This window comes from Kluyvera ascorbata, from assembly GCF_023195735.1.
Classification (GTDB): Bacteria; Pseudomonadota; Gammaproteobacteria; order Enterobacterales; family Enterobacteriaceae; genus Kluyvera; species Kluyvera ascorbata.
On the sequence record NZ_CP096201.1, the window covers coordinates 4,896,917 to 4,910,632 of the forward strand.

General features: G+C 54.6%; 10 protein-coding genes, 2 tRNA genes, 1 rRNA gene and 1 riboswitch. Of the genes, 2 read left to right on the forward strand and 11 right to left on the reverse strand.

Features of this window, described 5'->3' with window-relative positions; all coding sequences use genetic code 11:
* Positions 1–199: 199 nt before the first annotated feature.
* The 5 genes from MY052_RS23405 to btuB form a co-directional block, all read right to left on the reverse strand.
* Positions 200–275: transfer RNA gene (locus MY052_RS23405), tRNA-Ala, on the reverse strand.
* Between the two features lie 42 nt (positions 276–317).
* Positions 318–394 (reverse strand) — tRNA-Ile (locus tag MY052_RS23410).
* A 69-nt stretch (positions 395–463) separates the two neighbouring features.
* Positions 464–2,003, reverse strand: a 16S ribosomal RNA gene (locus tag MY052_RS23415).
* A 370-nt stretch (positions 2,004–2,373) separates the two neighbouring features.
* Positions 2,374–3,231 (reverse strand): glutamate racemase, encoded by an 858-nt coding sequence (gene murI / locus MY052_RS23420; RefSeq protein WP_202216823.1) that lies wholly within the window; start codon positions 3,229–3,231, stop codon positions 2,374–2,376.
* Positions 3,176–5,059 (reverse strand): TonB-dependent vitamin B12 receptor BtuB, encoded by a 1,884-nt coding sequence (btuB, locus tag MY052_RS23425; RefSeq protein WP_248537948.1) that lies wholly within the window; start codon positions 5,057–5,059, stop codon positions 3,176–3,178. Before btuB ends, murI begins: the two co-directional genes overlap by 56 nt.
* Before the next feature lie 65 nt (positions 5,060–5,124).
* Positions 5,125–5,311: riboswitch (cobalamin riboswitch) on the reverse strand.
* 114 nt (positions 5,312–5,425) lie between these two features.
* Here btuB and trmA point away from each other — a divergent pair.
* Positions 5,426–6,526 carry a tRNA (uridine(54)-C5)-methyltransferase TrmA gene (trmA, locus tag MY052_RS23430; RefSeq protein WP_248537949.1) on the forward strand — a complete coding sequence of 367 codons (1,101 nt, stop codon included), beginning with the start codon at positions 5,426–5,428 and terminating at the stop codon, positions 6,524–6,526.
* Between the two features lie 92 nt (positions 6,527–6,618).
* On the opposite strand, the gene MY052_RS23435 is transcribed toward trmA, so the two are convergent.
* Both MY052_RS23435 and fabR read right to left on the reverse strand, forming a co-directional pair.
* Positions 6,619–6,975: a YijD family membrane protein gene (locus MY052_RS23435; protein ID WP_035896644.1), complete on the reverse strand. Its 357-nt coding sequence runs from the start codon at positions 6,973–6,975 to the stop codon at positions 6,619–6,621.
* 15 nt (positions 6,976–6,990) lie between these two features.
* Positions 6,991–7,626 carry an HTH-type transcriptional repressor FabR gene (gene fabR / locus MY052_RS23440; RefSeq protein ID WP_035896647.1) on the reverse strand — a complete coding sequence of 212 codons (636 nt, stop codon included), beginning with the start codon at positions 7,624–7,626 and terminating at the stop codon, positions 6,991–6,993.
* A 197-nt stretch (positions 7,627–7,823) separates the two neighbouring features.
* Between fabR and sthA the strand changes: the two genes are divergently transcribed.
* Positions 7,824–9,224 carry a Si-specific NAD(P)(+) transhydrogenase gene (gene sthA, locus MY052_RS23445; RefSeq protein WP_035896650.1) on the forward strand — a complete coding sequence of 467 codons (1,401 nt, stop codon included), beginning with the start codon at positions 7,824–7,826 and terminating at the stop codon, positions 9,222–9,224.
* Here sthA and oxyR read toward each other — a convergent pair.
* From oxyR to argC, 4 genes are all read right to left on the reverse strand, one after another.
* On the reverse strand, positions 9,207–10,124 hold the full coding sequence (gene oxyR / locus MY052_RS23450) for a DNA-binding transcriptional regulator OxyR (protein WP_035896652.1): 918 nt from the start codon (positions 10,122–10,124) through the stop codon (positions 9,207–9,209). The genes sthA and oxyR overlap by 18 nt on opposite strands.
* A 262-nt stretch (positions 10,125–10,386) precedes the next feature.
* On the reverse strand, positions 10,387–11,760 hold the full coding sequence (gene argH, locus MY052_RS23455) for an argininosuccinate lyase (protein ID WP_248537950.1): 1,374 nt from the start codon (positions 11,758–11,760) through the stop codon (positions 10,387–10,389).
* A gap of 116 nt (positions 11,761–11,876) precedes the next feature.
* Entirely contained in the window at positions 11,877–12,650 is a 774-nt protein-coding gene (gene argB, locus MY052_RS23460; protein ID WP_248537951.1) for an acetylglutamate kinase, read from the reverse strand.
* Positions 12,651–12,662: 12 nt separating this feature from the next.
* Positions 12,663–13,667, reverse strand: a complete 1,005-nt coding sequence (gene argC, locus MY052_RS23465; protein ID WP_248537952.1) for an N-acetyl-gamma-glutamyl-phosphate reductase — start codon at positions 13,665–13,667, stop codon at positions 12,663–12,665.
* Positions 13,668–13,716: the final 49 nt, after the last annotated feature.

A 13,716-nucleotide genomic window follows, 5' to 3' on the forward strand; every position in this document is an offset into this window, starting at 1 on the left:
AGATGTTTCTTTCGATTCATCATCGTGCTGCAAAAATTTGAGAGACTCAAACACACCTCAGTCTGTTCTTATTACGGAGAACAGAGTTCAGTGTGCTGTTTCAATTTTCAGCTTGATCCAGATTTTTAAAGAGCAAAACTTCGCAGTGAACCTTTTCAGGTACACTCTGAAGTTTTCTTGGGTTTGTTGCAGTAAAGGATGGTGGAGCTATGCGGGATCGAACCGCAGACCTCCTGCGTGCAAGGCAGGCGCTCTCCCAGCTGAGCTATAACCCCATCGCAAAATGCTAATCTCTGTACCGACAATTCTTGCGAATTTGGTAGGCCTGAGTGGACTTGAACCACCGACCTCACCCTTATCAGGGGTGCGCTCTAACCACCTGAGCTACAAGCCTGCAGAGATTTTTACTGCTAATTTTCATCAGACAATCTGTGTGAGCACTTCAAAGAACGCTTCTTTAAGGTAAGGAGGTGATCCAACCGCAGGTTCCCCTACGGTTACCTTGTTACGACTTCACCCCAGTCATGAATCACAAAGTGGTAAGCGCCCTCCCGAAGGTTAAGCTACCTACTTCTTTTGCAACCCACTCCCATGGTGTGACGGGCGGTGTGTACAAGGCCCGGGAACGTATTCACCGTAGCATTCTGATCTACGATTACTAGCGATTCCGACTTCATGGAGTCGAGTTGCAGACTCCAATCCGGACTACGACATACTTTATGAGGTCCGCTTGCTCTCGCGAGGTCGCTTCTCTTTGTATATGCCATTGTAGCACGTGTGTAGCCCTACTCGTAAGGGCCATGATGACTTGACGTCATCCCCACCTTCCTCCAGTTTATCACTGGCAGTCTCCTTTGAGTTCCCGGCCGAACCGCTGGCAACAAAGGATAAGGGTTGCGCTCGTTGCGGGACTTAACCCAACATTTCACAACACGAGCTGACGACAGCCATGCAGCACCTGTCTCAGAGTTCCCGAAGGCACCAAAGCATCTCTGCTAAGTTCTCTGGATGTCAAGAGTAGGTAAGGTTCTTCGCGTTGCATCGAATTAAACCACATGCTCCACCGCTTGTGCGGGCCCCCGTCAATTCATTTGAGTTTTAACCTTGCGGCCGTACTCCCCAGGCGGTCTATTTAACGCGTTAGCTCCGGAAGCCACTCCTCAAGGGAACAACCTCCAAATAGACATCGTTTACGGCGTGGACTACCAGGGTATCTAATCCTGTTTGCTCCCCACGCTTTCGCACCTGAGCGTCAGTCTTTGTCCAGGGGGCCGCCTTCGCCACCGGTATTCCTCCAGATCTCTACGCATTTCACCGCTACACCTGGAATTCTACCCCCCTCTACAAGACTCTAGCCTGCCAGTTTCGAATGCAGTTCCCAGGTTGAGCCCGGGGATTTCACATCCGACTTGACAGACCGCCTGCGTGCGCTTTACGCCCAGTAATTCCGATTAACGCTTGCACCCTCCGTATTACCGCGGCTGCTGGCACGGAGTTAGCCGGTGCTTCTTCTGCGAGTAACGTCAATCACTAAGGTTATTAACCTTAATGCCTTCCTCCTCGCTGAAAGTACTTTACAACCCGAAGGCCTTCTTCATACACGCGGCATGGCTGCATCAGGCTTGCGCCCATTGTGCAATATTCCCCACTGCTGCCTCCCGTAGGAGTCTGGACCGTGTCTCAGTTCCAGTGTGGCTGGTCATCCTCTCAGACCAGCTAGGGATCGTCGCCTTGGTGAGCCATTACCTCACCAACCAGCTAATCCCATCTGGGCACATCCGATGGTGTGAGGCCCGAAGGTCCCCCACTTTGGTCTTGCGACGTTATGCGGTATTAGCTACCGTTTCCAGTAGTTATCCCCCTCCATCGGGCAGTTTCCCAGACATTACTCACCCGTCCGCCACTCGTCACCCAAGAGCAAGCTCTCTGTGCTACCGTTCGACTTGCATGTGTTAGGCCTGCCGCCAGCGTTCAATCTGAGCCATGATCAAACTCTTCAATTTAAGTTTGATGCTCGTGAATTAAACTTCGTAATGAATTACGTGTTCACTCAGAGACTTGGTATTCATTTATCGTCTTGCGACGTTAAGAATCCGTATCTTCGAGTGCCCACACAGATTGTCTGATAAATTGTTAAAGAGCAGTGCCGCTTCGCTTTTTGTCAGCGGCGCGGGATGTGCATATTACGCTTTCCCGCTTCAGAGTCAAGCATTTAATTTCGCTTTTCTCTGTCGAAGTTCTCAGGAGAACCTCGCTGACCCGGCGGCTTGCTTGCCGTTGTTCCGTGTCAGTGGAGGCGCATTATAGGGAGTTCTGAGACGTTGACAAGCCCTGTTTAAAAAAAACTTTTCAACCGTCTCTTTTTTGCTCAAATCAGGCTGAAACAGGCAGTTTTTCGAGCGTTTCAAAGCCGTAGCGCTGTAAAACGGGTAAAAGTTGCTCAGTTTCTGTCGTCAACGCCATGCAGTAAGCCAGATTCGCCTCGCTGGATTTCGCATCCGGTGCTTCATGTTCTAACAACCAAGCCGTTCGACGTGCAATGGCTGCGCCGGAATCCACCAGGCGGGTACCTTCGGGAAGCACCTGCAGCAACTCATCCTGTAATAGAGGGAAATGGGTGCAGCCGAGCACGACGGTATCCGGTGGTTCCTGCATGCGCAGCCACGGACGCAGAATACGGCGCAGCTCTTCCAAAGGAACCGGCTCCCCGTGCAGCTTCGCTTCCGCCAGCTCCACCAGCTCGGCAGACCCCAGCATCTCGATACGGCATTCATTAGCAAAGCGTGAAATCAGCTCGTGGGTATAAGGACGTTTTACCGTGCCCCGCGTCGCCAGCAATCCTACGATACGATTAGCCGACAGACGTGCCGCCGGTTTAATGGCAGGCACGACGCCCACAACCGGGAAGGCAAACTTGTCGCGTAGCGCTGGTAAAGAGACCGTGCTGGCCGTGTTACAGGCGATCACCGCCAAAGCCAGCGGGTAGCGGGCCTGTACCGCGGTGACGATTTCAATAACGCGCTCAACGATAAACTCCTCGCTCTTCTCCCCATAAGGGAAAGCGACGTTATCGAATGCGTAGATGTAATGGAGATCCGGCAAGAGATGCCGGATCTCATCGTAGACCGACAACCCACCGACACCGGAGTCAAACACCAGTACGGTAGGACGTGGTTCAGAAGGTGTAGCTGCCAGACAAGGTGTATTCCCGTCCTGCAGTTTGGTAGCCATATGCTGTCTCGTAGTCTTTATCGAACAGGTTGGCTATTTTACCACGAACGGTCAGGTGTGAGGTGACAGGATATGACAATCCGATATCCCACAGGCTCACGCCACCCATTTTAACCCGACTAGAGGTGCTTGTTGTCTCGTCGTAGTTGTTGTCATAACGCTGCCCCAAATATTGGTAAGCGATATTCCAGCCGAGATCGTAAACCTGCCCGGTGACTTCATACTTCACCTGCTGTTTCGCGCGACGAGCAAGTACCTGATTGGTTTCGTCATCACGCGGATCAACATACTGCAGCGTAAGGTGATGTTCGACCGGGCCAGTTGTGATGTTCCCCGTCCACTCCACGCCTTTAATGGTGGCCGACTTCACGTTGATGTACTGGCTGTATTGGCTCGAGCTTTTATAATCAATCAGATTTTGAATTTCATAGTGGTATGTAGAGAGCCTCCAATCCAGCGGCCCCGTAATACCGTCAATTCCTGCTTCCCACTGTTTAGATTCTTCAGGCTTCAGATTCGGATTGGCAATGATGCCTCGGTTACTTCCATATGCATAACGCGTTGCACCATACTGCTGCCCCAAAGAAGGTGCCAGGAAGCCGGTACCATAAGAAAGCGTTGCGCGATAACCATCAACAAATTCCCAACCCGCTGCGGTTTGCCACGTTCCGTGCCAACCAAACTGCTCATCGTGGTCCTCACGGCCCGATGCCTCCAACGTAACGGAATCAATCTGCTGCTGCCCGGTCAGGTAAAGACCCGTCGTATCACGTTTATAGGCATCGGTTTTTGTCGTGCTGCCGGAAACCAGTTTTTCCTGCTTCCAGTCAACGCCACCGCTAATCGCCCCGTGCCCAACCTCAAGGTTGTTCCCCCACTGGATATAGCGCTGTTCCATATCATCCAGCGTGGCTTGGCCCGCATAGCGGCCGAGGTTATTCGTGTAGTTATAGTCTTTAAGATGCTGATAGTTAGCGATCAGTTGGGAGGAGTAGATGCCGGAGTTATAGCGCAGCCCCGTATCCCAGGATTGATTGTAGTTCTGAGCTTCGTCATTACCTTCGGGAGAACCATACATCGTATTCTGATCGTAATCGCTGTTAGCCGTGTACCCATAACCACGGAAGAAGCCCGAGAAGTTTTCATCAAACTTATGCTGCACGGCTCCCCAGAACAGTTTATTGCGATAGCCATCTCGGTCACTGTCGCCGCTGTAAGCCGAATCAGGGACAATATTAAACCCCTTGGTCGTCTGATAAGCGCCCGCCGCCGTTATCATCGTGTCGCCAAAGCGCTTATTCACCGCGCCGTCATAGGTCTGGTAACCATTTGAACCCACCCCGGCATTGATTTGTGCGCGTTCATCGTCACTCATGGTAATGATGTTAACTACACCGCCGATAGCACCCGATCCATAAACCGCAGAACGCGGGCCACGGATATACTCAATACGCTGCACCAGTGAGACCGGAATCTGTCCAATATCGACGCCGTTGGAAACACCTGGCCGCGCCATTGGGATCCCATCAATCAGCACCAGCACATGACGCGCTTCGGTGCCACGCACATATAGAGAAGAGCTATTTCCCATCCCGCCTGTCTGCGAAATATCGACTCCCGGCAGGCGACGCATCACATCATTCAGATCTTTGGACTGCCAGCGCTGAATATCATCACGAGTAACCACATCAGTAGGGGCCAGCACCGTATTTACCGGCTGTTGAAAACGGGTTCCCGTCACCACCATCGAGTCAGAATTGCTGTCTTGCGCCCAGCCGGAAAATGCCGTGACGGATAATGCCGTCATCAGCGAAGCTTTTTTAATCATTTTTAAAAGCATCCAAATAGAAAAGGGATGCCGCAGGTTTTATCAGTTGCTCGCGACGATAAAACCCCATGCGACGTTATCCGGCAGGTCTTCGGGCTTGGAGGCTATATAAAGAGGCGATGACTTCCCACGGCACGCCGCAGTGTCTGCATTAAATGCGCTCATCTCTTACCTTCCTAACCGCTGCGCGTCAGCCCCAGATTTACACTGGGTTCCCTTTTAACTCACAGGACCGGTACGGGGATGCTACATTTAGTTACATATAGATGTCCAGACTGCTATTTATGATTTTCACCTTCATCGGCGCTGGACATCCCCTGAACAAGCCCTACAATCCCCGCGTACTTTTATTATTCAGGATGCATCATGACCCCCGAACATCTCCCAACCGAACAGTACGACGCTCAGCTCGCCGAGAAAGTCACTCGCCTGCAAACGATGATGACGCCGTTTAGCGCTCCCGCGCCGGAGGTGTTTCGCTCGCCGGTCAGCCACTACCGTATGCGTGCGGAATTCCGCATCTGGCACGACGGCGATGACCTGTACCACATCATGTTCGACCAGCAGACCAAGAACCGCATCCGCGTAGACGCTTTCCCTGCGGCAAGCCAGCTCATCAACACCCTGATGACCGCCGTGCTCGACGGCGTTCGCGATAACCGCGCGCTGCGCCACAAGCTATTCCAGATTGACTACCTCACCACCCTGAGCAATCAGGCGGTGGTCTCGCTGCTGTACCATAAAAAGCTCGACGACGAGTGGCGCGAACAGGCCGAAGCGCTGCGTGACGCGCTGCGCACACAGGGGCTGAACGTGCACCTGATTGGCCGCGCAACCAAAACTAAAATCGCGCTGGATCAAGACTATATCGATGAGCGCCTGCCGGTTGCGGGCAAAGAGATGATCTATCGTCAGGTAGAGAACAGCTTCACCCAGCCGAACGCCGCGATGAACATTCAGATGCTGGAGTGGGCGCTGGATGCTACGCAGAATTCCAACGGCGACTTGCTGGAGCTGTACTGTGGCAACGGTAATTTTTCGCTGGCGCTGGCGCGCAACTTTAACCGCGTACTGGCGACCGAAATTGCCAAACCGTCCGTGGCGGCAGCGCAGTACAACATTGCGGCCAACCAGATAGATAACGTGCAGATTATCCGCATGGCGGCAGAAGAGTTTACTCAGGCGATGAACGGCGTGCGGGAATTTAACCGTCTGCAGGGCATTGATCTGAAAAGCTACCAATGCGAGACGATTTTCGTCGACCCACCGCGCAGCGGCCTGGACAGCGAAACCGAGAAGATGGTGCAGGCGTATCCGAACATTCTGTACATCTCCTGTAACCCAGAGACGCTGTGCCAGAACCTGGAAACGTTGAGCCAGACGCACAATATTTCACGCCTGGCGCTATTCGATCAGTTCCCGTATACCCATCATATGGAATGCGGTGTGCTGTTAACGAAGAAGTAAAACTGAACGTAGGCCGGATAAGCATCGCGCCATCCGGCAGTTTCTGAGCAGATTGCCGGATGGCGGCATACATGCCTTATCCGGCCTACAACTTACTGCTGTTCCTGCTTGCGGCTACGCATCTTCACGCCAATCCAGAAGACCATCGCCACCGACAGTACCGCCGGGAAGAAGTTAGAGCCGATGTCCGGGTACTCTGCGCGCACCACGGTGCTGTACAACAGCACGCCAAGAATAAAGCAGGCGGCCGCCAGGCCCGGTAACCCGACCGGCATTGTACGGTTCCGATAACGTTGATGCAGGCAGTACACCGTCAGCACCAGCGCAATAATTGGAAATATAGAGAAAGGTACGATGGAGCTGAACAGCGCCGCAAACGTCCCGTTGATCGATAAGCCAGCCAACAGCGCCAGCAGCAGCGTACCTTTATCTTGACCTGACTGTTTCATTGCTCGTCTACCACCTTATTCGGACTGATGTGTCATCTTCTCTTGTTCACGGCGATACCAGTAGTATGCGCCCTTGGAGATCATCCGTAACTGCAGCACCAGCCGCTCTTCCAGCTGTCGACGCTGCTCAAGGCCTACATCCAGAGCCTCCGCTCCCGCGCTAAATACGATAGTCACCATCGCCTCAGCCTGCGCTTCCGTAAAGGCTCGAGGCATATGGTTTTCGATTTCCAGATAGTCGGCAAGTTCCGCGATAAAATGCTGAATCTCGCGGGCGACCGCCGCGCGAAATGCCGCAGAGGTGCCTGAACGCTCGCGCAGCAGCAGGCGGAAAGCGTTCGGGTTATTGCCAATAAATTCCATAAAGGTCGAGACGGAAGTGCGGATAACGCTGCCGCCTTTGGCGATACGCTGGCGTGCCTGGCGCATCAACTGACGCAGCATCAGACCGCTCTCATCGACCATGGTCAGCCCAAGCTCATCCACATCGCGGAAATGACGATAAAAGGAGGTTGGCGCAATCCCAGCCTCGCGCGCCACTTCGCGCAGGCTCAAGCTGGCAAAACTACGCTCGGCACTGAGTTGACTAAATGCCGCTTCCACCAGCGAACGCCGGGTTTTTTCTTTTTGTTGCGCTCTAACACCCATCACGATGACTGAATCCTTCCACAAGCCGTGTTGGCACTATACCAGAGATTAAAACGAATCGACTTACGCAGCTTTGTTAATGATTGTTTACATGCTATTTATGCTATTTCGTATGAAAAAAGCCCAACGATAATTGGGTTATTACTTCGATGATGTTATGATTCTGTTGCTTTTATGTATAAGAACAGGTAAGCCTTACCATGCCACATTCCTACGATTATGATGCAATAGTAATTGGTTCCGGCCCCGGCGGCGAAGGCGCTGCTATGGGTCTGGTGAAGCAAGGAGCCCGTGTCGCCGTTATTGAGCGTTATCATAATGTCGGCGGCGGCTGTACCCACTGGGGTACCATCCCGTCCAAAGCCCTTCGCCACGCCGTTAGCCGTATTATCGAATTCAACCAGAACCCTCTCTACAGCGACCACAGCCGACTTCTCCGCTCCTCATTTGCCGACATCCTGAATCATGCCGATAGCGTTATCAATCAGCAAACTCACATGCGTCAGGGCTTTTATGAGCGTAATCACTGTGAAATGTTGCAGGGTGACGCTCGCTTCGTCGATGAGCACACCATCGCGCTGGAGTGTCCGGACGGTTCCGTCGAAACATTCACCGCCGATAAGTTCGTGATTGCCTGCGGCTCACGCCCGTATCGCCCGGCCGACGTCGACTTTACCCACCCGCGCGTTTACGACAGCGACTCGATTCTCAGCCTGCACCACGAACCGCGCCACGTGATTATCTACGGCGCAGGGGTTATCGGCTGCGAATATGCGTCTATCTTCCGTGGGATGGAGGTTAAGGTTGATCTCATCAACACCCGCGACCGCCTGCTGGCCTTCCTCGATCAGGAAATGTCAGACTCCCTCTCTTACCACTTCTGGAACAGCGGCGTCGTTATTCGCCACAACGAAGAGTACGAGAAGATTGAAGGCGTGGACGATGGCGTGATCATGCACCTGAAGTCTGGCAAGAAGCTCAAAGCCGACTGCCTGCTGTTCGCCAACGGCCGTACCGGTAACACCGATTCGCTGTCGCTGGAAAACATCGGGCTACAGGCCGATGGCCGTGGCCAGTTGAAAGTGAACAGCATGTACCAGACCGCGCTGCCGCACGTCTATGCCGTTGGTGACGTTATCGGCTATCCGAGCCTGGCTTCGGCTGCTTACGATCAAGGCCGCATTGCCGCGCAGGCGTTAATGAAAGGTGAAGCAAGCGCGCACCTGATTGAAGATATCCCAACGGGTATCTACACCATTCCAGAAATCAGCTCTGTCGGCAAAACCGAACAGCAGCTCACAGCAATGAAAGTGCCGTACGAAGTCGGTCGTGCCCAGTTTAAACACCTGGCGCGAGCGCAAATCGTCGGGATGAGCGTGGGTAGCCTGAAGATCCTGTTCCATCGGGAGACCAAGGAGATCCTCGGCATTCACTGCTTTGGCGAGCGCGCGGCCGAAATTATTCATATCGGCCAGGCGATTATGGAGCAGAAAGGTGGCGGTAACACCATTGAGTACTTCGTTAACACCACCTTTAACTACCCGACCATGGCGGAAGCCTATCGGGTAGCAGCGCTAAACGGCTTAAACCGCCTGTTTTAACGCTTTGTCAAAATGGCCGTCCATCGTTTCACGGACGGCCTCTGCCAGCTGCTCATAGCGACCGCGCAGAGGCGATCCCGGACGATAGACCAGGCCAACGGTACGGCGTGGTTCCGGCTTAATGCACGGCAGGTACACCACACCGTCGCGTTGGCGCTCCTGCGGCACGGCTAGCGCTGGCAGCAGCGTAATACCGCTACCCGCCGCCACCATATTGCGCAGCGTTTCCAGACTGGTTGCGCGGAAGTGGGTATCTTCATCCGCACCCGCTTCAAAACAGAAGCCCATGGCCTGGTCACGCAGGCAGTGTCCGTCTTCCAGCATCAGCAGCTTCTCACCGGCCAGATCCGACATCGGCACGCGATCGCGCTCCGCCCACGGGTGATCGGCATAGATCGCCAGCATCATCGGCTCGTCGAACAGCGGCACCTCAATAAAGGCTTCGCTCTCTTTCACCAGCGCCAGAATCGCACAGTCCAGTTTGCCGCTGTCGAGCTGCGCCAGCAGTTGATGGGTCTGCGCTTCATGCAGATACATTTCGAGCTTCGGGAAGGTCTGGTGCAACATTGGGATAATATGAGGCAGCAGGTACGGGCCAACGGTTGGGATCAGGCCGATATGCAACGGGCCGGACATGGTCTCCCCCTGCTGGCTTGCCATCTCCTTCAGCACTTTGACCTCGCGTAACACGGTACGCGCCTGATCCACCAGCAGCAGCCCCGCCTGGGTGAACAGCACTTTGCGGCTGGTACGCTCCAGCAGCATGACGCCCAGTTCATCTTCCAGCTTACGAATCTGCCCACTCAGGGTCGGCTGGCTGACATGGCAGGAATCTGCCGCCCGGCGGAAGTGCCGGTGTTCAGCTAACGCCACCAGGTATTCAAGATCACGAATATTCATTATTCATCCTCCATCGCCACGATAGTTCATGGCGATAGATAGAATAGCAATGAATGATTATCCCTATCAAGGGTTCTGTTCAATAATACACCACAGAAACAGGTGGCCCTTGTTTAACCCTTGAAGTCGTCACACTGATTCGGAGTTTCTCTCAAACTCGACAAATAAAGCCAACATGAACGTTTGCGGGCCCCGTGGCCCGCGTTTTTTGGCCGTAAAAAACCCGGCGTCGCTGCGCTCGGCCGGGCTACAAAGACAAAGATTACGCGAGGCGTGCTTTCGCGTCGCTAATCGCCTGCGCCACCTGCTTCGGTGATACGCCGCCTTTCGCTGCACGCTTATCGAGGCAGGATTGCAGCGACAGAATCGGGTAGACATCTTCGCCAATCACCGCGCTGAATTTTTGCAGGTCGGCCAGCGCCAGATCTTCCAGCGGTTTGCCCTGAGCAATAGCTTCAACCACCGCTTCACCGACAATATGGTGCGCTTCACGGAATGGAACGCCTTTCGCCACCAGATAATCTGCCAGTTCGGTGGCGTTCGCATAACCCTGCTGCGCCGCTTCCTGGCACCGTGGACGTTTCACCTGAATACCGTCCAGCACCAGCGCCGCCATATGCAGGCAGTCCATCCAGGTATCGAGCGCATCAAATACGCCCTCTTTGTCTTCCTGCATGTCTTTGTTGTAGGCCAGCGGCAAGCCTTTTAGGGTCATCATCATGCCGGTCAGCGCACCCTGTACGCGGCCACACTTGCCGCGGATAAGCTCGAGCGCATCCGGGTTTTTCTTCTGCGGCATCAGGGAAGAACCTGAAGTCACGCGGTCAGACAGCTCAACAAAGCCTGCTTCACCGGTATTAAAGAAGATCAGATCTTCAGCAAAGCGCGACAGGTGCACCATGCCAATAGACGCATCAGACAGCAGTTCCAGCACGTGGTCACGGTCAGAAACGCTGTCCAGGCTGTTACGGGTCGCGGACGCAAAGCCCAGCCAGCCTGCCAGCTGCTCACGGTCGATTTCATAGGCGGTACCCGCCAGCGCGCCGCAGCCCAGCGGGCTTACGTCGAGACGCTTAAGGGTATCCTGCAGGCGGCTTTCGTCACGCGCCAGCATCTCAACGTAGGCCAGGCACCAATGCGCGAAGGTTACCGGCTGCGCGCGTTGCAGGTGCGTATAGCCCGGCATCACCGCATCCTGGTTTGCCTGTGCGGTGTCGACCAGCGCGCTTTGCAGCTGGCGGATTGCCGTCAGCAGCTCAGCAACGGTATCTTTGCACCACAGTTTGAGGTCGGTCGCGACCTGGTCGTTACGGCTACGGCCGGTGTGCAGCTTTTTACCCAGTTGACCCACTTTGTCGATAAGCTTGCCTTCAACCCAGCTATGGATATCTTCAGCATCGCTTTCCAGAATCTGCTGCGGGTTTGCCCGCACTTCTTCCAGCAGCACGCCCAGCGCGGCTTCCAGTTGAGATTGCTCATCCGCCGTCAGAACGCCAACCGTCACCAGCGCTTTGGACCAGGCAACAGAGCCAACGATATCCTGCTCCGCCAGGCGATAGTCAAAGCGTAAAGAGTCATTGAACTGTTTGAACCGCTGATCCGCTGCCTGAGTAAAACGCCCACCCCAAAGTGCCATAACATGCTTCCTTAATTTCTTCGATTTCACTGCCGGATGGCGCTACGCTTATCCGGCCTACAGGTTCTGTTCACGTAGGCCCGATAAGGCGTAGCCGCCATCGGGCGCATAAATAGTTAAGCCAGAATACGCGTACCGATCGGCGTGCCGTTAAACAGCGCCGGCAGCTGCTCCGCGTGACGCCATGAAGCGATATCTACCGGACGACCCAGCGTACGTGCCGCATCAAGCGCCGCGTTCACCTTCACAATCATCCCATCGGTAATAATGCCCTGCTCGATCAGCTGTTCAGCCTTCGCCGCCGTCATTTCGGCAATACGCTGGCCTTTACCGTCGAGAATACCGCTCACATCGGAGAGCAGAATCAGGTCTGCGCCAAGCGTTGCCGCCAGCGCGGTTGCCGCCTGGTCAGCGTTAACGTTCATCAGTTGCCCTTCGGCGGTCACGCCAATCGAGCTCACCACCGGCAGGAAACCGCCTTCCAGCAGCAGATTAATCAGTTTAGGTGAACCCGGCTGCGCCAGGCCCACGTGGCCTAGTTCTTCATCCAGCTTCGTCACCTGCACGCTGTCGCCATCGCCGAGGAACAGGCCAACAGAGGCGATATCATGCTTCTTCGCCCACGCCAGCAGCGTTTTGTTGGCGGTACCCGCCAGCGCGCCGGTAATGATGTCGATTTGATCGGCAGGAGTGACGCGCAGACCATTTTTCTTTTTCACCGGCAGGTTGAGCTGCTTCATCAGCTCATCCACCACGCAGCCGCCGCCGTGGACAATCACCAGCAGGCGCTGATGCGACTCGCGGTAGTTGACCAGCGCGGTAAACAGGCGCTCCAGCGCTTCTTCGCTATCCAGTAACACGCCGCCCAGTTTGATAATTAATGGATTCATCGTCGTCACACCTTAAATAAGAGACTGCGTCTCAGCAAAGCCGAAACGGATATTGGCGCACTGCACGGCCTGTGCGGCAGCGCCTTTCAATAGGTTGTCTTCGGTCGCCACGACGATCAGGTGCTCGCCCTGCACCGCAAAACCGATATCGCAGAACGGCAGGCCGACCACGTTTTTCAGTGCCGGAACGCCCTTCTCGTATAAACGTACCATCGGCTTGTCACCGTAGGCCTGTTGTAAGGTTTCCGCCACCTGCGCATGGGTCACGCCCGGCTTCAGACGGCAGGTAATGGTTTCCAGAATGCCGCGCGGGAAGTTGCCCAGATGCGGGGTGAAAATCACCTCTGCGCCCAGGTGGCTAGCGATTTCCGGCTGATGGCGATGGGTGAACACGCCGTACGGTTGCAGGCTCACTTCACAGAAGCTGTTGGAGATTGCCGCTTTACGCCCTGCGCCGCTCACTCCGCTGGTTGCGTTAATCACCGGCCATTGCGTGAGATCCAGCAAATTCCCATCAATCAACGGTTTTAAGGAAAGCTGCGCCGCCGTCGGGTAACAGCCCGGCACCGCAATCAGGTTCGCCTCTTTCAGCGCCTCGGCGCTCCACTCGGCCAGGCCATACACCGCCTGCGCCAGCAGCTCAGGATGCTGATGGGTAAACCCGTAGTATTTTTCATAGAAGGCGCCGTCGTTCACACGGAACGCACCGGAAAGGTCGAACACCACGCAGCCTGCCGCGAGGAACTGCGGGGCCAGATCGTGACTCACTTCGTGGGCGGTCGCCAGGAACACCACATCAACACCGGCGCTGAACTCACTGATATCGGACATCGGCTGCAGCGGCAGATCGACAATCCCTTTCAGCTGTGGATGCAAATCGGAGATTAACTTTCCTGCATCATTGCTTTGCGCTGAGACCGTCAAAGCGGTTATGTTCATATGAGGATGGCGATTTACATAGGTCACAAGCTCTGCGCCAGCGTAACCGCTCGCGCCCACAATCAGCGTATTCAACATCGGGGCCGTTTACCTTCTTATGTCTGTTTGCCTGATTAAGCGTTTTCTA